Origin of the sequence: Bradyrhizobium huanghuaihaiense (assembly GCF_025200885.1) — a bacterium.
GTDB lineage: Bacteria > Pseudomonadota > Alphaproteobacteria > Rhizobiales > Xanthobacteraceae > Bradyrhizobium > Bradyrhizobium huanghuaihaiense.
The window spans coordinates 3,486,843-3,504,123 of record NZ_CP104172.1 but is presented as its reverse complement, the minus strand read 5'-3'; the positions used below and the strand labels follow the sequence as shown (position 1 = coordinate 3,504,123).

Genomic DNA, 17,281 nt, shown 5'->3' with positions numbered 1-17,281 from the left:
AGATGGCGACGTGGAGTCAGTCGTCTCGAACGCAAGGCAGGTTCACGGGATCGCAGCCAGAAAGCGGCTATTGCTTGGCGTCGTCCGCCAGCATCTTCCGGTACTTCTCGACGTCGCGCGTCACGAGCTGCTGCAGCAGCTCTGGCGTATGCTCGTTGTCATCGGGCGCGACGGTCGAGAGGTCGGCAAAACGCTTCTTCACCGCGTCGGTCCCGACTGCGGTGCGCGCCGCCGCGTTCAGCTTGGCAATGACGGCCGGCGGCGTGCCCTTCGGCGCGAACAGGCCGTTCCAACCCTGCGCCTCGAAATCGGGAAGACCGGCTTCAGCCGATGTCGGCAGCTCCGGCAGCGTGGCGAGCCGCACGGTCGAGCCGACCACGAGCCCCCTCACCAGCTTCTCGTTGATCGACTGCGAGACCGAGGCGGCCGCATCGCAGACGCCGTCGATCTGGCTGCCGACGGCATCCGTCAGCGCGGGCGCGGCGCCGCGATAGCCGACCAGCGTCGCATCGATCCCGGCGGCGGTGACGAAGCTCTTGCAGATCAGATAATTCGACGAGCCGACGCCGGCATGGCCGAGATTGATCTTGCCGGGATTGGCCTTGGCATAGGCGATGAACTCCTTGAGGTCCTTCGCCGGAAAGTCCTTGCGCAACGCGATGATGCCGAACGTCTTCGCCACCATCGCGATCGGCACGAAGGACTCAGGCGTGAACGGCAGTTTTGGATAGATCGTGTAGGTCGCCGCATTGGTGCCGGCATTGCCGATCGCGATCGTGTAGCCGTCAGGCTCGGCGCGGGAGGCGCGCGCCAGTGCGGTCGAGCCACCGGCGCCCGCAACGTTCTCGATCACGATGGTCTGGCCGAGCGCGATGCCCATCTGCTCGGCGACGGTGCGCGCGATCACGTCCGAGGTGCCGCCGGCCGCGAACGGCACGATCATGGTGATCGGACGCTTGGGATAATCCTGCGCGAATGCGGCAGTCGCAAGCGAAAATGTTGCGAACGCCAGCGCCGCGATCGCGGCGCGAGCACGCTTCACCACGAACGGGATCACGCGGCCTTGTCCAGATGCTGGGCGAGGCCGGCGAACAGGCCGCGGCCGTCGGTGCAGCCCATGATGTCTTCGACGTGGTTTTCGGGATGCGGCATCATGCCGAGCACGTTGCCCTTGTCGTTGACGATGCCGGCGATCGACTGTGCCGCGCCGTTGATGTTGGCGGCCTCGTCGACCACGCCGTCGGCGGAGCAGTAGCGGTAGAGCACCCGCCCCTCGCCTTCGAGCCGCTTGATGGTTTCTTCGTCGGCCTCGTAATTGCCCTCGCCATGCGCGACGGGCACGCGGATCACCTGACCTGCATTGTAGCCGCGGGTGAACGGGGTGTCGGAGCGCTCGACGCGCAGATGCACGTCCCGGCAGATGAATTTCAGCCGCGCATTGCGCATCAATACGCCCGGCAGGAGGCCGGATTCGCAGAGGATCTGGAAGCCGTTGCAGACGCCGAGCACGAGCCCGCCCTTGGCCGCGTAATCGCGCACCGCATCCATCACCGGCGCACGCGCGGCGATTGCGCCACAGCGCAGGTAATCGCCATAGGAGAAACCGCCCGGCACGACCACGAGGTCGGTGCCTGATGGCAGCGACGTCTCGGCGTGCCAGACCATCGCCGGCTCGCTTCCGGAGATCAGCCTCAATGCGCGCGCCATGTCGCGCTCACGGTTGATTCCGGGAAAGACGAGGATGGCGGCTTTCATGGCAGAGGTTCCGACGGTGATGGGAATCGGGCTGGCCAAAGGGCCAATTCGTGAAGAGACATAGCCATTTGACGGGGATTTTACCAGTGCTAGCCTTGCCGGGCGGCCTTGTACACAGGCCATAGCCACGGCACTTTTGCCCGACGATCTTGCCCGGGATTGAAGCCATGAACGTCCCGTCGCGGCCCGCATCCCCCTCCGAGCCGGTATCCACCGAGGGCGTCATCGCTGCCGGCGCCTATGTCGACGGAAGGCGCGTCGCCAACATCGCCATCAGCGAAGCGTCGAGCTGGCGGGCCAAGCCCGGCCACGTGGTCTGGATCGGCCTGCACGAGCCCGACATGGCGCTGCTCGGCGCGGTGCAGAAGCAGTTCGACCTGCACGAGCTCGCCATCGAGGACGCCAACCACGCCCATCAGCGGCCCAAGATCGAGCAATATGGCGAGGCCCTGTTCATCGTGGCGCGCACGGCGCAGCTGATCGATGGCCGCATCGCCTTCGGCGAGACCCACATCTTCGTCGGCGACGGCTATCTGGTCTCGGTGCGCCACGGCGCCTCGACGTCCTACACCCCAGTGCGCGAACGCTGCGAAAGCTGCCCGCGGGCGCTTGCCCGCGGCGAGGACTACATCCTCTACGCGATCCTCGATTTCATCGTCGACAACTACTCGCCCGTGCTGGAGAGCATTCACGAAGAGGTCGAGGGCATCGAGGACGACGTGCTCGCCCACGCGATCACCAGGGCGCAGATCGAGCGGCTCTACATGCTGCGCCGTGACCTGTTACGGCTCCGCAACGCGATCGGACCGCTGGTGGAGGTCTGCCGCCGGCTCGAGCACGACGAGCTGTCGATGGTGCGCGCGACGATGCAGCCGCTGTTCCGCGACGTCACCGACCACGTCAGGAACATCCAGGAGCGCATCGATTCCATGCGCGAGGTGCTGGCCTTCGCCTTCGAGGCAAGCCTGCTGGTCGGACAGGCGCAGGAGACGGCGGTGTCCAAGAAGCTCGCCTCGTGGCTGGCGATCATCGCCATCCCGACCGCGCTTGCCGGCATCTACGGCATGAACTTCAAGCACATGCCGGAGCTGGACTGGGAGTACGGCTATTACATGCTGCTCGGCGTGATGCTTGCGGCCTGCGGCGCGCTCTATTGGCGTTTTCGGCGGGTGGGATGGCTGTGAGCTGCGAGAGCGCTCAGCAATAACTTCGTAGCCCGGATGGAGCGAAGCGCAATCCGGGACAGTGCCACCGCGGATAGCCCCCGGATTTCGCTTCGCTCCATCCGGGCTACGACTCAGTCCGGCCTAGCCGATCAGCTCGACCCGATAATTCTCGATCACGGTGTTCGCCAGCAGCTTGTCGGCGGCGTCCTTCAGCGCGGCTTCCGCCTTGGCCTTGTCGGCGCCGGCGAGCTCGATGTCGAACACCTTGCCCTGGCGGACGCTGGCGACGCCGTCGACGCCGAGCGACTTCAGCGCGCCTTCGATGGCCTTGCCTTGCGGATCGAGGATGCCGGTCTTCAGGGTAACGGTAACACGTGCCTTCACGTCTATATCCCTCTTAGCTCTTCACCAGCACCGGGCCCGTGCCCTGCGGACGCTCGTTCTCCATGAGGATGCCGAGGCGCTTTGCAACTTCGGTATAGGCCTCGAGCAGGCCGCCGAGGTCGCGGCGGAAGCGATCCTTGTCGAGCTTCTCGTTCGACTTGATGTCCCACAGACGGCAGCTGTCCGGTGAGATCTCGTCGGCGACGATGATCCGCATCATCTCGTTCTCGAACAGGCGGCCGCACTCCATCTTGAAGTCGACGAGGCGGATGCCGATGCCGAGGAAGAGGCCGGTGAGGAAATCGTTGACGCGGATGGCGAGCGCCATGATGTCGTCGATCTCCTGGGGCGTCGCCCAGCCGAAAGCGGTGATGTGCTCTTCCGACACCATGGGGTCGTTGAGCTGGTCGTTCTTGTAATAGAATTCGATGATCGAGCGCGGCAGCTGCGTGCCCTCCTCGATGCCGAGGCGCTGCGACAGCGAGCCGGCGGCAACGTTCCGCACCACCACTTCCAGCGGCACGATCTCGACCTCACGAATCAACTGCTCGCGCATGTTGAGGCGGCGGATGAAATGGGTCGGCACCCCGATGTCGTTGAGGTGCTGAAACAGGTACTCCGAGATCCGGTTGTTGAGGACACCCTTGCCCTCGATCACCTGATGCTTTTTCGCATTGAACGCGGTGGCGTCGTCCTTGAAGTGCTGGATCAGGGTACCGGGCTCCGGGCCTTCGTAGAGAACCTTTGCCTTGCCTTCATAAATGCGACGCCGACGGCTCATTGGGATGTACCGTGTTTTGTTGAAATCCATGAATTTGGTGTGCTCCGGTTGACTAGGATTACGACCCACAGCGGAGCTGCCGTGAACGGCTCGGAACCCATCCATAACCCAAGGAAACACCGAGGAAACAGAACGGGAACCAAGCCTTTAGGCAACCTATCCGATTGGCTGTCCGAGCACAATCGATCCGGCCGTCCGGCACCAACTTATACCGTCTTGCCTGCGGCTTAACGGCTCGTTGTTTTGCCGATTCGTGCTCCTTATCTAGGCATGCGCCGGGGCTCCCGCAACGAGGGCCGCCGGGTCCAGTCAGCAGGGAATTGGAAGACGCATGAGCGAAATCAACAAGCGCCAGGAAGGCTTCGAGAAGAAATTTGCCCTCGACGAGGAGCAGAAATTCAAGGCGGAGGCCCGCCGCAACCGGCTGCTCGGGCTGTGGGCGGCCGAAAAGCTCGGCATATCGGGCGACGCCGCCACCGCCTATGCCAAGGAGGTCGTCGCGGCCGATTTCGAGGAAGCCGGCGATGCCGACGTCCTGCGCAAGGTCATGGCCGATTTCGCCGCCAAGAGCGTCGCAGTCACCGAACAGGCGATTCGCGCCAAGATGAGCGAGCTGCTCGCGGTCGCGGCCGCCGAAGTGAAGGCAGGGACATAATACGTTCAGATCCGACGCCGGCGCGCAACGACCTTGCGCGCCGGCGATTTTTTTCGCCTACCCCGGATGTTCGAAACGTCGCCCGCGGCGTAGTCGCGGCGGATGGTTTCCAGCAGACGCTGAGCGGCCGCACTCAGAAAGCCGCCGCGACGGGTCACCAGGACGATGCGCTGGTCCGCAGCGAGATCGCCGACGGTGATCGTCGAGATCGTCCCCGTACGCAGTTCCTCCGCCACGTGGCTTTGCGCCAATAGCGCAAGGCCAAAGCCCGCCTCCACGAGGCGCTTCTGCGCGGTGAGGCTGTCCACCGCCGTCCACTCCACGTCCCCGAGGCCTTGCGTCAGGAACAGCGCGAACACGTGAGCAGCCGCGACCTCGCGGCGGCCGCGCGTTTCCGGAAACGCGATCCAGCGCTCGCTGCGAAGCTCGGCAAGCCGCTTCACGCGCGTGCCGGCGAGCGGATGATCGGACGCACAGACCACCTGCAACGCTTCGCTGAGTACCAGCTCGCAGGCAAGATCGCCCGCGCGATCGGCGTTGTAACGCAAGCCGATCGTGGCCTCGCCGCGCCGGATGAGATCAGAGACCTCCGCGCTGGTCGCGGTCCGCAAGGCGAGCGCGACCGCGGGATTATCCGCGGCAAACCGTTTCATGATGCCCGACAGGCGGCCGTCGGCGAGCGTGCCGGTCACGGCCAGCGAAACCGGCCCCGAATTCTGCTTGGTCAGCGCGCGTATCGCCTGTTCGGCGTCCTGCGCCGCCGCGACGGCGCGCTCGGCGTAGGGGATCAGCACGCGCCCGGCGTCGCTGAGCCGCGTACGACCCGCGATCCTCTCGAACAGGGGCACGCCGAGCTCTTGCTCCAGCAGCGCGATGCGGCGCGATATCGCCGGCTGCGAGCGATGCAGCGCCTTTGCAGCGTTCGAGATGCCGCCGCGCCGGTGCACCACCAGGAACGTGTTCAGCGCGTCGCTGTCCATGTCGGACCTCATGCAAAAAGCTGATGATATCGAGAGCAATAACAAATTTGTCTGATGGGCGAAACCATCCTATCGCTGCTGCGCGACAAGAGACCGACAGGAGCCCCCATGCACACCCAGGCCGACAAGGCAGCACGATTTCGCGAACTGCATCAGCGCCCCGGCGCCTTCATCATCCCGAACCCCTGGGATGCCGGCACCGCAAAACTGCTGGCGTCGATGGGGTTCGAGGCGCTGGCGACGACGAGCCTTGGACTTGCCAACACCCTCGGCAGCACGACCGTCAGCCTCGATGCCATCCTTGAAAACTGCCGGATCATCGCCGAGGCGATCGATCTTCCCGTCAATGCCGACCTCGAAAACTGTGGCGCCGACGATCCGAAGACCGCGGCAAGGGCCATCACGCGCGCGGCGGAGGCCGGCTGCGTCGGCGGCTCGATCGAGGATTTTACCGGCGATCCGCGCAAGCCGATCTACGATTTCCAGCTCGCGGTCGAACGCGTGCAGGCCGCCGTCGAGGCGGCACGCGCGCTCCCCTTCCCATTCACGCTGACGGCCCGCGCCGAGAACCTGCTGAAGGGTAGCAACGATCTCGACGACACGATCCGGCGGCTGCAGGCGTTCGAGGCCGCCGGCGCCGACGTTCTGTATTCGCCGGGGGTCCACGACCTCGAGACCATCCGCACCGTGGCCTCGTCGGTCAAAAAGCCCTTCAACCTGGTGATGGGCTTTGCCGATCCGACGCTGACCGTCGAGCAGATTGCCGCAGCCGGCGTCAAGCGCATCAGCGTGGGCGGCGCCATGGCCCGCGTTGCGCTGGCTGCGTTCCTGAAGAGCGCGCGCGAGATGAAGGAGAACGGCTCCTTCACCTATGTTCGCGAGATGGCACCGATCAAGGAGCTGCGCGACGCATTCGCGTCGGTCAGCCCTCCCTAAAGCCGTACTCCGGCACGTTGCCGCTGGCGCCGTAATCTTTCTACGGCAGGGACTTGCCGCTCATCGTGATCTTGACGCGATCGCCCCTCGGGTTGGCGACGCGCTCGATCCCCATGTCGAAGTCGATCGCCGACATGATGCCGTCCCCGAGCCTGGCACCGAAATTTCTGGCCAGGCTGATGGGCCCATCGTCTCTCGCGACACCCTCCCCCTTTGACAACACCACCTTGTGATCGACCTTTGGTTGTAAAACTAGCAATTAAAATCTAAGATGTCACTGATGGCAGCAGCCTTAAGGGGAGGCGCAAATGAACGAAATGCTTACGAGGCAAATCACCGACCAGGCCCAGGCGGTCCAAACCCAGTCCGGTACCTATACCTGGTACCTCAACGCGTATCAGCTGCACGGCAACCTTTGGCTGTCCTGGCAGACCACCGCGCCGTTCAGGGCCCAGCAGGGACAAATCATGGTCTATTCGGGCCAGTTTTTTCCGTCCAACCCCCAAGACAACGTCAAGGCATGGCAGTGGGATAACGTCAGTTCGGGTGGCTGGGATACCGGTCTGCCTTATGGCACCGGCTGGTATTGCGCGTGGAATGCGCAACGCAGTCCGAACGGACCTTACGCCTACGCTGTGCAGCTCGTTACGGGTTAGCACGGCCGGCGTCGGCTGGTTCGTCAAGGAGCGTACGGTTTCGGAGCGCCATGCCGGCGCGGATCATTTTCAACGCAGAAGTCGCAACGCCGCGCTCAAAAAGCGCGGCGCGTCGTCGTGACGACGTCGCGTGGCGCGCCGTCAGGCTCCCCAAAGCAATCCATCGCCCGCGCACCACGCAGGATGGATGGATTGCTTCGTTGCTTCAGCGCAAGTTGCTTCGCAATCTTGTCGCAAGCTCCCCGCCATTGCGGTTGAGCGCCCTCACCCTTCCTTGAAGCCGTATTCCGGCACGTTGCCGCTGGCGCCGTAATATTTGTACGGCAGGAACTTGCCGCTCATGGTGATCTTGACGCGGTCGCCCTTCGGGTTGGCAACGCGCTCGATTCCCATGTCGAAGTCGATCGCCGACATGATGCCGTCGCCGAACTCTTCCTCGATCAGCGCCTTCCAGGCCGGGCCGTTCACCATCACCATCTCGTAGAAGCGGTAGATCAGGGGATCGGTCGGCGGCATCGGCGTGCCGGTGCCGCGCATCGGCACCTCGTTGAGCATCGCGGTCTCGGCCTTCGAGAGGCCGAACAGCTCGCCAGCGTTCGCCGCCTGCGGCTTCGTCAGCTTCATCTGGCCCATAATCGCGCCGACGATCAGCACCTCGGAATAGCCGCCGATCTTCTCGCAGATGTGTTTCCAGCTCCAGCCCTTCTCGCGCTTGATGTCGAGCAGTTTTTCGGTGAGGTCTTCGCGTTTCATGTTGGTGTCTCCTTGTTAGGCGCTCAATCCGGGATTGGTCCCGGGTGTCCAGGTCTGTCGTTGCTCTTCACTACCCGAGGCGATCGTCAGTCCGGGCTTGCCGATATGCACCAGAGGCACGTTGCGCGGATCATGGTCCGGCGTCTCTGCGGCGAAGGTCTTGCTGCGCGTGACCAGGAAGTCGATGATGTGGTTGCGCAGCGCGTAGTAGAGCGGATGGCGGTGCAAATCGGTGCGGGCGCGATCCCTCGGCAACGGGTTTTCGACGACTTCGGCCAGCACAGCGCCGGGCCCGTTGGTCATCAGGAAAATCTTGTCGGCGAGATAGATCGCCTCGTCGACGTCATGGGTGATCATGAACGCGGTCTGGCCGGTCTCCAGGCAAATGCGCCGGACCTCGTCCTGCAGCGTGCCGCGCGTCAGCGCATCCAGCGCCGAGAACGGCTCGTCCATCAGCATCATCTTCGGCGTGATCGACAGTGCCCGCGCGATGCCGACGCGCTGCTTCATGCCGCCCGACAGCTCCGAGGGGCGCTTGTGCTCGGAGCCGGTGAGGCCGACGAGATCGATGAATGTCTGCGCATGCGCCTTGACCTTGGCGCGATCCCAGGTCCGCCATTTCGAGCTCACGGCATAGGCGACGTTGCCGAGCACGGTGCGCCAGGGCAGCAGCGCATGGCTCTGGAAGATCACGGCGCGGTCGAGGCTGGTGCCCGAGATCGCCTGCCCGTCCACGATGACCGCCCCTTCGCTCGGCGCATCGAGGCCGGCGAGGATGTTCAGCACCGTGGTCTTGCCGCAGCCGGAATGGCCGATCACGCAACAGAACTCGCCGCGCGCCATCGACAGCCAGAGGTTCTCGAATACGGCGGTGGTGGCGCCATTCGCGCCCGGATAGCGCTTGGCGATGCCTTCGATGGAGACGAACTTGTCGGTCAAGGCCCCTACTCCGGAAAGGTGACCATGCGCGTGAAGCGCGCGAGGATCTGGTCGAGCAGCATGCCGACGATCCCGATCAGGAGGATCGCGATGATGACGTTGGTGATCGAGAGGTTGTTCCACTCGTTCCAGACGAAGTAGCCGATGCCGGTGCCGCCGACGAGCATCTCGGCCGCGACGATCACGAGCCAGGCGATGCCGATCGAGATGCGCATGCCGGTCAGGATCGTCGGCGCCGCTGCGGGGAGGATCACCGTGAAGGCGCGCCTGACGGTGCCGACCTCGAGCGTGCGCGCGACGTTGATCCATTCCTTGCGGACGCTGGCGACGCCGAACACGGTGTTGAGCAGCATCGGCCAGATCGAGCAGATGAAGATGACGAAGATGGCGGAGACCGAGGAATCCTTGATGGTGTAGAGCGCCAGCGGCATCCAGGCCAGCGGCGAGATCGGCTTCAAGACCTGAATGAAGGGATCGAGCGCCTTGCTGAGCAGCGGCGACACGCCGATCAGGAAGCCGAGCGGAATGGCGACCAGCACCGCCAGCAGATAGCCGGTGCCGACCCGCGCGATCGAATAAGCGAGCTGGATGCCGAGCCCCTTGTCGTTCGGCCCGTTATCGTAGAACGGCCGCTTCAGGTGCTCCCACAGCTTGGCCCCGACATCGAGCGGGCCGGGCATCGCCGATTTGCCCTGCGTGGCGGTGAGGCCCATCAGCTTGGCGTATTCCGGGCTCATCGTCGTCACCGGCGCCGTCGAGCGCGTGGCGAGATGCCAGATGCCGAGGAAGGCGGCGAGGAGCGCGATGGAGACGAGGCCGGCGCGGAGGCGGAGGGAAGAGTTCATTGTGCGAGACCTCTCCACATGTCGCCCCGGCCTAGTGCGCTTTGCGCACGGGGGCCGGGACCCATAACCACAGGGAGAAGTTTGGCGAAGACTCGTCGTTCGGTACTGCGACCTTCCGCAGCCGATAGATCACGCGGTATGGGTCCCGGCCTTCGCCGGGACGACAGCGGGGATAGAGCGCGGCCCATCACGACTGCTTCCTGATCTTGAAGCTCGCGACGTAATCCTCGGGCTTGGCCGGATCGAACGTCTTGCCCATCACCGCGAACGACTTGTAGCTGCCCGCCGGCGGCGACAGGCCCATCTCGGTCATCAGCTTCTTGGTATCGGTCGCCAGATACACCTGCTCGGCCACCGCCTTGTAGTCGACATCGCCCTTGATCTGGCCCCAGCGCTTCATCTGCGTCAGCATCCACACCGCAAAGGACTGCCAGGGGAACGGATCGAAATCGACGCGCTTGGCATCGGTCTTCACCCCGCCGAGGCCGTCGGCATAGGTGCCGGTGAGCACCTGCTCCAGCACCGTCACCGGCGCGTTGATGTAGTTGGCCGGCGCAATCGCCTCCGCAATCTGCTTGCGGTTCTCCGCCTTCGAGGCGTAGGCGGTGGCATCGACGATGGCGCGCGTCAGCGCGGCAAAGCTGTTCGGCGCCGTCGTGATGAACTCGCGGCTGGCGGCGAAGCTGCAGCAGGGATGACCGTCCCAGATCTCCTTCGAGAGCAGATGCATGAAGCCGACGCCGTCATAGATCGCGCGCTGGCAGATGTTGTCGGGCGCGAGGAAGCCGTCGATGTTGTCGGCGCGGAGGTTCGCGACCATCTCCGGCGGCGGCACCGAGCGCAGCTGCACGTCGGTATCGGGGTCGATCCCGTGCTCGGCGAGATAATAGCGCAGCAGGTAATTGTGCATGGAATAGTCGAAGGGAATGGCGAATTTCAGCCCCTTCCAGTCCTTTGGGTCACGCTTGTCCTTGTGCTTGGCCGCGAGCACGATGCCCTGCCCGTTGATGTTTTCGATCGCGGGCACTGCGAACGGGATGGCGTTGGCGCCCAAGCCAAGCGAGATCGCGATCGGCATCGGCGCCAGCATGTGCGCGGCGTCGTATTCCTTGTTGATGGTCTTGTCGCGGATCACCGCCCAGCCGGCGGTCTTGACCACTTCGACATTGAGGCCGTGCTTGGCATAGAACCCCATCGGCGCCGCCATGATGATGGGCGTGGCGCAGGTGATCGGGATGAAACCGACCTTGAGGTCCTTCTTCTCGGGCGCGCCGGTTTGCGCAAAGACCTCGGTCGCCGTCTTGAGCGGGAAGAACTGCGAGAGTGCCGCGAGCGCGGTCGACGCACCGACCGACTTCAGGAACGCGCGCCGCGCCACATCCTGCGGAAACATCGCGCGCATCACGGCGGAGGCGACCACCCCCTCGTAGCGCTTCTCCTCGCTCTCGGTCGGCTCGCAGCGCAGCGCCGTGGCCTGCCCGTGCTCGGCCGCGGAACGATGCTGGCCACAGACGCAGCCGGCTCGAAGGTTGCGATCGGGATCAAACGGATTGTCGAACGTGGACATCGGCCCTCCTGCGCGTCATTGCCAGGAGGAATTACGCAAGGAGCATGCCACGGCCCCAGAAGCGGCCAGTGCCTTGATGACGCAGCACTTTCGGTCACGCTTGGCCACTACGAAAACTCGTGATAAACGAGATTTCGTAGCTCAATTACGAGATTTCGCAATGGCAACGACGCCAATGCCCATCCACGACGATGTGGCCCCCGCCATCGACCCGCGTATCGCAGCGTTCGAATCCTCGGTCGAGGCGACGCTGCTGGTCGATCCCTTCAGCGACCAGATCGTCGATGCCAATCCCGCCGCCTGCGCCCTGCTCGGCTATGACCGCGCGCTGTTGCGGCAGACCAGGGCCAGCACGCTCCACGCCGGCGAGCTTCCGGCCCTCACCGTCTTCACCCAGGCGGTGCTGCACAAGGGCGCCTACTGGACCACCGCGCTCACCCCCCGCCATGCGACGGGGCAAAATCTCCAGCTCGAATATGCCGGCTGCCTGCTGCCGCATGACGGCCGCTCGCTGCTGCTGCTGACACTGACCGATCTCGAAGCGCGCCGCCGGCGCAATGTCGATGCCGCCGCCGAAGACCATATGCGCGGCGGCATCTCGACCTGGCAGCGGGTCGAGCGCGTGTTCCAGGACATCGAGCGCGAGAACCAGCTGATCCTGCGCGCCGCCGGCGAAGGCATCTATGGCGTGAACGCGGAAGGAAAGACCACCTTCGTCAATCCCGCGGCCGAGCGCATGCTCGGCTGGACCGCCGAGGAGCTGGTCGGCAAGGAGATCCACCCGATCGTCCACCACACCCATCACGACGGCCGCCACTATCACAACCACGACTGTCCGATCTATGCGGCGTTCCGCGACGGCGCCGTGCACCAGGTCGACGGCGAGGTGTTCTGGCGCAAGGACGGCTCGCCCGCCTGGGTCGAATACACCTCCACGCCAATTCGCGACCGCGGCGTCGTGGTCGGCGCGGTCGTGGTGTTTCGCGACGTCAGCCAGCGCCGCGAGGCCGACGAGAAGCTGCATGCCGCGCTCGCCGAGGTCGACCGTCTGCGCGAGCGGCTGGAGCTGGAGAACGCTTATCTGCAGGAAGAAATCCGCATCGAGACCAACCCGCGCGGCATCATCGGTCAAAGCGAGGCGATCCAGAAGACGCTGCGACAGGTCAAGCTGGTGGCGCCGACCACCGCGGCGGTGATGATCACCGGCGAGTCCGGCACCGGCAAGGAGCTGATCGCGCGCGCTATTCACGAGGACTCCACCCGCAGCGACCGCCCGCTGATCCGCGTCAACTGCGCCGCGATCCCGCGCGAATTGTTCGAGAGCGAGTTCTTCGGCCATGTCCGCGGCGCCTTCACCGGCGCGACGCGCGACCGCATCGGCCGCTTCGAGCTCGCCGACGGCGGCACGCTGTTCCTCGACGAGGTCGGCGAGATCCCGCTCGAACTGCAAGGCAAGCTGCTGCGCGTCTTGCAGGAGGGACATTTCGAGCGCGTCGGCCAGGAGCGCACCCGCGCGGTCGATGTCCGCGTCATCGCCGCGACCAATCGCGACCTCAAGCAGGAGGTGCAGCGCGGCCGTTTCCGCGAGGACCTCTATTTCCGCCTCAACGTGTTCCCGATCGAGACCGTGCCCTTGCGCGAGCGGCGCGAGGACATTCCCCTGCTCGCCCAGCACTTCTTGACGCGCGAGGGCAAGGCGCTGAAGTCGAATTTGCGCCTCTCCGAGGGCGATGCGCGGCGGCTTGCCCGCTACGACTGGCCCGGCAATGTCCGCGAATTGCAGAACGTGATCGAGCGCGCCGCGATCCTGTCGCAGAACGGCCGCCTGCGCATCGATCTGCCCGACTCCTCCGGCGCGCAAGCACCTAGCGGCGCCGCACGCCAGAAGGCCGACACGCGCCCCGCCGTCATGACGTCGGCGGAAATGCGCGACCACGAGCGCGCCAATATTCTGGCCGCGCTCGAGGTCTGCTCGGGAAAAGTCTTCGGCCCCGGCGGCGCGGCCGAGATGCTGGACATCAAGCCGACCACGTTGGCCTCGCGGATCAAGGCGCTGGGAATCGCGCCTCGCCCGCGGGCCATGTGATCGCAGCACTCACGCCGCCTTGGTCGTGACTCCCGTCGCAATCGGCAGGCCCTGCTCGATCGGCAGCGAGGGATCGCGCGACCATTCGTTCCAGGAGCCGAAATACATCCGCACGTCCTTCACGCCGGCATTCTTCAGCGCGAGGAAGGTGTTCGAGGCGCGCGCGCCCTTGAAGCAGTAGAGATAGACCGGCGTCGTCTGCGAGATGCCGACGGTGGCGCATTCGGCCAAAATCTCGTCCTTGGACTTGAAGCGCGGGCCCTCGGCGGTCGGCTTCATCATGCGATACCACTCCAGCCAGACCGCGCCGGGGATGCGGCCCTTGCGCGGGCAGAAATCCTTCCCATACGGAGAAGAGCTGTCGCCGATCCACTCGTCGACGTCGCGGACATCGAGAATGGCGATGCCGGGCTTGCCGACGGCGCCGAGCATGGTTTTCGCGTCGATCAGGATCTCGCCCGCTTCCGGCACGATCGCGAACGAAGCCTTCGCCGGCGTCGGCACGTCCTTGGTCACCGGGAAGCCCGCGGCCGACCAGGCATCGAAGCCGCCATGCAGCACCTTCACCTTGGGATAGCCGAGCATGGTGAGCAGGTAGTAGCCGCGGCAGGACTGGCCGAAGCCGGAGTTCATCGACTGTTCGTAGATCACGGCGGTTTCCTTGCCGGAGAGACCCGCGCCGCCGAACGCATCGGCGAATTTTGTCTTGAGCTCAGCCATGCCCTCCGGTGTCGAGGTCGCCAGGAACGTGAAGATCTCATGCACGTTCACCGCGCCCGGCAGGTGCCCGGCGGCATAGGCATCGGGATTGCGGGTGTCGATGACGACACACGGCTCGCTCTTCAAGAGATCGGCGAGTTCGACGGCAGTGATCAGGACGTCAGTCATGGCAGCCTCTCCGTTGAGGTGGGTGGTCTTCAGGTGGACTCGTTGAACTCAAAGACTTGGAACTCAGGCATCGGCGAGCATCTTGCGCAGCTGCTTGGTGGCCGGCGTGACGATCGCGACGAAATAGGCCTCGCGCAGGCGCCGCTGCGCGCGGTGGCTCTTGAGATAGCCGCGCGCGCCACAATGCAGCATCGCCGCATGCGCCGCCGCGACGCTGGCCTCGCCCGCGCGCAGGCGCAGCGCGATCACCTTGCGCCAGTAGGTCTCCTCCTCGTTGTAGGGATCGCGCGCAAACGCCATGGTCTCCGCCTCGAGCTCGGCGGCGAGCTCGCGAAAATGCACCGGCTGCTGCGGCAGGTAGCGGTTGATGTGGCCGAGCGGGCTATCCACCTCGTCCATGATGTTAATGCAGTCCCTGATGACGCCGAGCGCCATGCCGGCCTGCAGCAAAATGAAGCCGGCGCGGATCTTCTTGACGAAGGGCGCGGCGGGATCGGCAAGGATGAGCTCATCAGGCACGAACACGTCGCGGAACTGCACGCCGTAAGTGCCGGTGCCGTCCATCGCCAGGAACGGCTTGCACGGCGTCAACGTGATCGCGGGATCGGAGCAGTCGGCGAGGAACATGACGGTCCCCTGGTCGTCCTCGCGCTCGAAGATCGTGCCGAAATAATGGTCCGGGCCGAGATTGGAGACCCAGGGCAGCGCGCCACGCACGATGTAGCCGCCCTCGACCTTCCGCCCCTTCAGCTTGAGCTTCTCGATGCCGAAAAAGCTCTTCATCGGATTGGACAGCCCGGTGCCGCCGAGCACGCGCCCTGTCGAGAACGCGTCGCCAAAACGCCTTGCCAGCTTCAGATTGGTCGAGTTTGCGGCGTACCAGACCAGCGTGTTCTGGCACCAGGCCATGAAGGCGGTGGCGCCGCAGACCTCGCCGATCGCAGCCATGGACTCGATCGCGCAGCGCAAATCCGCGGGACCTTCCAGGGGCATGTGACTGCCCCAGGCGCCGACCGCGCCGAACGCGCGCAGCACCTCGGCCGGATAGACCGAGCCGTCGTCGATGCCGGCGGCGAGCGGCGCGAGCTGCTCCCGCGCGATCCGCGCCACCTCCCCTGCAATGGACGGTGCGGGCTGATCCAGAACTTCGACCCGCGACAAAGCCAGTGAACCCATGGTCGTCTCCCGCACCTTGTCCTGATTGCTGTCTGCTAGATGCCGACCTCGAGATTGACCGGGCGGGTGAAGGTGTTGGCGACCGGCGACCATTTCTTCACATGGGCGACCAGCGCGTTGATCTCGTCCGGCGAGATGCCCTCGCACTCCATGTCCACTTTCACGCGGACGTCGGTGAAGCCGACCGGCTTGTCCGAGGTGTCGCCGGTGCCCCAGACCGCGGTGATGTTGAGGTCGCCTTCGAGCTCGAGCTCGAGCTTGTTGACGATCCAGCCGCGATGCACGGCGTTGGCGTGCAGGCCGACCGCCAGGCAGGAGCCGAGCGCGGCGAGCGAGGCCTCCGACGGATTGGGCGCGGTATCGTCGCCCAGCAGCCCCGGCGGCTCGTCGACGATGTAGGGTGGCAGGTTGCGGATGTAGTTGGCGTGGCGGAATTTGCCTTCCGCGACCGTCTTGCACTTCAAGGTCTTGATGACCTTCGGGTTCGCCTTGCCGTTGGCGATCAGTTGCTCGAGGCCATTCTTGTCGATGGGTGCGAGGCAACCCGTCAGCACTGTCTTCTGAACGACGGCGGTCATCAATCTTCTCCCTGGCAGAAGTGGAAATCGGCAGGATACCGAACGGTCTGTTTCCTTGCATGGAGCGTGCCAGAGCCGGCCGAAAACAAAAGGCGAAGCTTTGGAGCCGCTTAAGCCTGCCTGCCTGCGGATTGATCAGCAGCCGCTTGCTCAAAGGCGATGCAGATGGGCGGCCTTTGCGAATCTTTTCAGCGCGGAACAGATGCGGCTTGCTGATGCGGCACGGCTGCGGGTAAGTTTGAGTCCATGGCAAAGACGTCATCGAAAAAGCATTCGCCGCACGCCGCCGCTGGTGAAGATGAATCTGCGCGCGGGCGCCTGCTCAGCGCCGCGACGCATCTGTTCTGCAAGAACGGCATCAACGCCACCGGCATCGACGCGATCATCGAGGAAGCCGGCACGGCGAAGACGACGCTCTACAAATTGTTCGGCTCCAAGACCAATCTCGTCAACGCGGTGCTGGAGAGTGAAGGCAAGCAGTGGCGCGAATGGTTCATCGGCGCCATGGAAGCGGGCGGCGGCGACGCGCAGGCCAAGCTGACGCGGATCTTCCCGGCGCTGAAGAGCTGGTTCGCGGAAGAGCGCTTCTACGGCTGCCCCTTCATCAACGCCGTCGGCGAGCATGACAAGGACGCAAAGCAGTTCCGCAACATCGCGCTGAAGCACAAGAAGATCGTGCTCGGCCATATCGAGAAGCTCGCCGGCGAGCTCGGCTCCAGCGAGCCCGCGGTGCTGGCGCACCAGCTCGGCCTCATCATCGATGGTGCCATCGTCGCCGCGATGATCTCGCGCGACCCGGGCGTGGCCGATACGGCCGCGCTCACCGCCGGTCCCCTGCTCGGCCAGGCGAAAGTAAAGAAGAAGCGTGGGGCGGATCAGCTCGAGGCGGTCTAAACGCGCTGCTCTCGTAGCCCGCATGCAGCGAAGCGGAATGCGGGGACACTGTCCCGGATTACGCTCCGCTCCATCCGGGCTACGACGCTGGTAGCCCGCATGAGCGCAGCGACATGCGGGACCTTTCCCCGGATATCGCGGAGCCTGTCATCGGGCGGCGCTTCACGCCGACCCGTTGGCTCGCTACCCCAATCCGCCTCCCCTCACCGCACTCCTGCACCAACCCGCACCTTCCTGCACGG

General features: G+C 64.7%; 18 protein-coding genes and 1 pseudogene. 6 read left to right on the top strand and 13 right to left on the bottom strand.

Going from position 1 to position 17,281, the window contains the following annotated elements; translation table 11 throughout:
* Positions 1 to 67: 67 nt before the first annotated feature.
* Positions 68 to 1,057 (bottom strand): tripartite tricarboxylate transporter substrate binding protein BugD, encoded by a 990-nt coding sequence (locus tag N2603_RS16520; RefSeq protein WP_260389626.1) that lies wholly within the window; start codon positions 1,055 to 1,057, stop codon positions 68 to 70.
* On the bottom strand, positions 1,054 to 1,755 hold the full coding sequence (gene purQ / locus N2603_RS16515; protein ID WP_018647438.1) for a phosphoribosylformylglycinamidine synthase subunit PurQ: 702 nt from the start codon (positions 1,753 to 1,755) through the stop codon (positions 1,054 to 1,056). Before purQ ends, N2603_RS16520 begins: the two co-directional genes overlap by 4 nt.
* Before the next feature lie 167 nt (positions 1,756 to 1,922).
* Here purQ and N2603_RS16510 point away from each other — a divergent pair, with 167 nt between their 5' ends.
* Positions 1,923 to 2,939, top strand: coding sequence for a magnesium and cobalt transport protein CorA (locus N2603_RS16510; protein WP_018647439.1), 1,017 nt, complete (start codon positions 1,923 to 1,925; stop codon positions 2,937 to 2,939).
* 123 nt (positions 2,940 to 3,062) lie between these two features.
* On the opposite strand, the gene purS is transcribed toward N2603_RS16510, so the two are convergent.
* Positions 3,063 to 3,305, bottom strand: a complete 243-nt coding sequence (gene purS / locus N2603_RS16505; RefSeq protein ID WP_007602264.1) for a phosphoribosylformylglycinamidine synthase subunit PurS — start codon at positions 3,303 to 3,305, stop codon at positions 3,063 to 3,065.
* A 13-nt stretch (positions 3,306 to 3,318) separates the two neighbouring features.
* Entirely contained in the window at positions 3,319 to 4,086 is a 768-nt protein-coding gene (gene purC / locus N2603_RS16500; RefSeq protein ID WP_172782948.1) for a phosphoribosylaminoimidazolesuccinocarboxamide synthase, read from the bottom strand.
* Between the two features lie 331 nt (positions 4,087 to 4,417).
* Between purC and N2603_RS16495 the strand changes: the two genes are divergently transcribed.
* Positions 4,418 to 4,741, top strand: a complete 324-nt coding sequence (locus tag N2603_RS16495; protein WP_260389625.1) for a DUF1476 domain-containing protein — start codon at positions 4,418 to 4,420, stop codon at positions 4,739 to 4,741.
* 5 nt (positions 4,742 to 4,746) lie between these two features.
* Here the strand turns inward: N2603_RS16495 and N2603_RS16490 are convergent, their stop codons facing one another.
* Positions 4,747 to 5,721 (bottom strand): LysR family transcriptional regulator, encoded by a 975-nt coding sequence (locus N2603_RS16490; RefSeq protein WP_260389624.1) that lies wholly within the window; start codon positions 5,719 to 5,721, stop codon positions 4,747 to 4,749.
* A gap of 108 nt (positions 5,722 to 5,829) precedes the next feature.
* Between N2603_RS16490 and N2603_RS16485 the strand changes: the two genes are divergently transcribed.
* Positions 5,830 to 6,657 carry an isocitrate lyase/PEP mutase family protein gene (locus tag N2603_RS16485; RefSeq protein ID WP_260389623.1) on the top strand — a complete coding sequence of 276 codons (828 nt, stop codon included), beginning with the start codon at positions 5,830 to 5,832 and terminating at the stop codon, positions 6,655 to 6,657.
* 40 nt (positions 6,658 to 6,697) lie between these two features.
* Here the strand turns inward: N2603_RS16485 and N2603_RS16480 are convergent.
* Positions 6,698 to 6,805 (bottom strand): annotated as a pseudogene (locus N2603_RS16480) (cyanase); the annotation flags it as partial.
* Between the two features lie 160 nt (positions 6,806 to 6,965).
* Between N2603_RS16480 and N2603_RS16475 the strand changes: the two are divergent.
* On the top strand, positions 6,966 to 7,313 hold the full coding sequence (locus tag N2603_RS16475) for a hypothetical protein (RefSeq protein WP_018642737.1): 348 nt from the start codon (positions 6,966 to 6,968) through the stop codon (positions 7,311 to 7,313).
* Positions 7,314 to 7,577: 264 nt separating this feature from the next.
* Here the strand turns inward: N2603_RS16475 and cynS are convergent, their stop codons facing one another.
* The 4 genes from cynS to N2603_RS16455 all read right to left on the bottom strand — a co-directional run bounded on the left by cynS (position 7,578) and on the right by N2603_RS16455 (position 11,417).
* Positions 7,578 to 8,066, bottom strand: a complete 489-nt coding sequence (gene cynS, locus N2603_RS16470; RefSeq protein WP_211403748.1) for a cyanase — start codon at positions 8,064 to 8,066, stop codon at positions 7,578 to 7,580.
* 15 nt (positions 8,067 to 8,081) lie between these two features.
* Positions 8,082 to 9,005: an ABC transporter ATP-binding protein gene (locus tag N2603_RS16465; protein ID WP_260389622.1), complete on the bottom strand. Its 924-nt coding sequence runs from the start codon at positions 9,003 to 9,005 to the stop codon at positions 8,082 to 8,084.
* 5 nt (positions 9,006 to 9,010) lie between these two features.
* Positions 9,011 to 9,850, bottom strand: a complete 840-nt coding sequence (gene ntrB, locus N2603_RS16460; protein WP_260389621.1) for a nitrate ABC transporter permease — start codon at positions 9,848 to 9,850, stop codon at positions 9,011 to 9,013.
* Between the two features lie 187 nt (positions 9,851 to 10,037).
* Complete coding sequence (locus tag N2603_RS16455; RefSeq protein WP_260389620.1) at positions 10,038 to 11,417, bottom strand: CmpA/NrtA family ABC transporter substrate-binding protein; 1,380 nt, start codon at positions 11,415 to 11,417, stop codon at positions 10,038 to 10,040.
* 160 nt (positions 11,418 to 11,577) lie between these two features.
* Between N2603_RS16455 and N2603_RS16450 the strand changes: the two genes are divergently transcribed.
* Positions 11,578 to 13,503 (top strand): sigma 54-interacting transcriptional regulator, encoded by a 1,926-nt coding sequence (locus N2603_RS16450; RefSeq protein WP_260389619.1) that lies wholly within the window; start codon positions 11,578 to 11,580, stop codon positions 13,501 to 13,503.
* Positions 13,504 to 13,512: 9 nt separating this feature from the next.
* Here N2603_RS16450 and N2603_RS16445 read toward each other — a convergent pair whose 3' ends face one another.
* The 3 genes from N2603_RS16445 to N2603_RS16435 all read right to left on the bottom strand — a co-directional run bounded on the left by N2603_RS16445 (position 13,513) and on the right by N2603_RS16435 (position 16,145).
* Positions 13,513 to 14,391 (bottom strand): sulfurtransferase, encoded by an 879-nt coding sequence (locus tag N2603_RS16445; RefSeq protein WP_260389618.1) that lies wholly within the window; start codon positions 14,389 to 14,391, stop codon positions 13,513 to 13,515.
* Between the two features lie 63 nt (positions 14,392 to 14,454).
* Positions 14,455 to 15,567, bottom strand: a complete 1,113-nt coding sequence (locus N2603_RS16440; RefSeq protein ID WP_260389617.1) for an acyl-CoA dehydrogenase family protein — start codon at positions 15,565 to 15,567, stop codon at positions 14,455 to 14,457.
* 35 nt (positions 15,568 to 15,602) lie between these two features.
* A complete protein-coding gene (locus N2603_RS16435; protein WP_027576569.1) occupies positions 15,603 to 16,145 on the bottom strand; it encodes an OsmC family protein in 543 nt (180 codons plus the stop codon).
* 246 nt (positions 16,146 to 16,391) lie between these two features.
* Between N2603_RS16435 and N2603_RS16430 the strand changes: the two genes are divergently transcribed.
* Entirely contained in the window at positions 16,392 to 17,039 is a 648-nt protein-coding gene (locus tag N2603_RS16430) for a TetR/AcrR family transcriptional regulator (RefSeq protein ID WP_260389616.1), read from the top strand.
* The last annotated feature ends 242 nt before the right edge of the window (positions 17,040 to 17,281 follow it).